The organism is Peterkaempfera griseoplana (assembly GCF_001418575.1).
Classification (GTDB): domain Bacteria; phylum Actinomycetota; class Actinomycetes; order Streptomycetales; family Streptomycetaceae; genus Peterkaempfera; species Peterkaempfera griseoplana.
Map to the genome: position 1 here is coordinate 1 of NZ_LIQR01000581.1, position 1,614 is coordinate 1,614.

Here is a 1,614-nt window from a genome sequence, read left to right on the forward strand (position 1 = left end):
GGTGCGGGAGTTCGCTGCGGAGCGGTTGCCGGCGTACATGGTGCCGTCGGCGGTGGTGGTGCTGGACGCGCTGCCGTTGACGGTGAACGGGAAGCTGGACCGCAGGGCCCTGCCCGCCCCCGAATACACCACCGGTGCAGGCCGCGGACCGTCGAACGTGCGCGAGGAGATCCTCTGTGCGGCGTTCGCCGAGGTCCTGGGCCTGGAGAACGTCGGCGTCGAGGACAGCTTCTTCGCCCTCGGGGGCAACTCCCTGCTGGCCGTACGCCTGGTGGAGATTCTGCGGGAGCAGAACGTCCAGGTGTCGGTGCGGGCGCTTTTCGACGCACCGACCCCCGCCCGGCTGGCGGCGACGGCGGTCGCGGACCGGGCCGAGGTGCCGGCCAACGCCATTCCGGCGGACGCCCAGGAGATCACCCCGGAGATGCTGCCGCTGGTGGAGCTCTCGCCCGCGGAGATCGAGCGCGTCGTCGCCACCGTCGACGGCGGCGCCGCCAATGTCGCGGACATCTATCCGCTGGCACCCCTGCAGTCGGGCCTGCTTTTCCACCACCTGCTGGCGGACGGCGGCGAGGACGCCTATGTGACGACGGCGGTGCTGGCGTTCGACACCCGGGAACGACTCGACGCCTTCGTCGCCGCCCTCCAGGCAGTGGTGGACCGGCATGACATCTTCCGCTCGTCGGTGGTCTGGGAGGGCCTGCCGGAGCCCGTCCAGGTGGTGTGGCGGCACGCGCTGCTGCACGCCGAAGAGGTGACCCTGGACCCGCAGAGCGCGGACCCGGTCGCCGACCTGCTGGCGGCCGGCGGACTGTCGATGGACCTGCGCCGGGCCCCGCTGATGCGTCTGCACCTGGCGCCCGAGCCCAACGGCAACGGCTGGCTGGCACTGCTGCGTCCGCACCACATCATCGAGGACCACACGGCGCTGGAACTGCTGCTGGGCGAGGTGCAGGCGTTCCTCGAACAGCGCGGCGGCGACCTTCCCGAGCCCCTGCCCTTCCGCAACTTCGTGGCGCAGGCACGCGCGGGGGTGGACAGCGGCGAGCACGAGCGGTACTTCGGCGGTCTGCTGGGCGACGTGGACGAGCCGACCGCACCGTACGGCGTGCTGAACGTGCGCGGCGACGGCATGGACTCGGCCGAGGCCAAGGTCGGGCTGGAGCCGGAGCTTGCGCGCCGCCTGCGGAGCGTCGCGCGTCGCCTGGGCGCCAGCCCGGCGACCGTGATGCATGTGGCCTGGGCGCGGCTGATCTCCGTGCTCAGCGGCCGGGACGACGTGGTGTTCGGCACGGTGCTGCTGGGGCGGATGAATGCCGGCGCCGGTGCCGAGCGGGTCCCCGGCCCGTTCATCAACACGCTGCCGGTGCGGCTGCGGGTGGACCGGCTGGGCGCGGTGGAGGCCGTCTCCGCGATGCGTGGTCAGCTGGCGGAGCTCCTGGAGCACGAGCACGCCCCGCTCGCCCTGGCCCAGCAGGCCAGCGCGGTGACGGGCGACACCCCGCTGTTCACCTCACTGCTCAACTACCGGCCCAACAACGGACTGAACCGCGAGACCAGGACCGTCTTCGACGGCGTCGAGCTGGTGTTCTTCCGGGAGCGCACCAACTATCC

Annotated in this window: 1 protein-coding gene; it reads left to right on the forward strand. The window is 72.0% G+C overall.

Annotated features, from left to right (window positions below; translation table 11 throughout):
* Positions 1–1,614 (forward strand): condensation domain-containing protein (locus AOK09_RS33280; protein ID WP_245687598.1); only part of this gene is annotated, 1,614 nt, incomplete at both ends.